Genomic DNA, 264 nt, shown 5'->3' with positions numbered 1-264 from the left:
GAATCAACAGGTCATCGCTGGGCTGCACTTCGTCCAGCAGGTGAGTGGCCCACAGCACACTGAGCTGCTGCTCGCGGCACAACCGGCGCAGGTGCTGGTTAAGCGCCAGGCGGCTGGCCGGGTCGAGGCCGACGCTGGCTTCGTCCAGCAGCAGCAGGCGCGGTTCATGCAGCAGCGCGCGGGCAATTTCCACCCGCCGCCGATGGCCGATGTTCAGTTCACGCACACGATCGCGCCGGCGTTCACCAAGGCCTTGGCGGGCCA

The 264-nt window shown here is 67.4% G+C and carries 1 protein-coding gene; it reads right to left on the bottom strand.

The features are described from left to right. A partial coding sequence (locus SB719_RS20700) for an ATP-binding cassette domain-containing protein (RefSeq protein ID WP_412159820.1) occupies positions 1–226 on the bottom strand: 226 nt, incomplete at its 3' end. Positions 227–264 lie beyond the last annotated feature (38 nt).

Source organism: Pantoea sp. SIMBA_079 (assembly GCF_046940275.1).
GTDB classification, from domain to species: domain Bacteria; phylum Pseudomonadota; class Gammaproteobacteria; order Enterobacterales; family Enterobacteriaceae; genus Pantoea; species Pantoea borealis.
The sequence above is the reverse complement of the archived record's forward strand: the minus strand, read 5'-3'. Positions and strand labels throughout refer to the sequence as shown.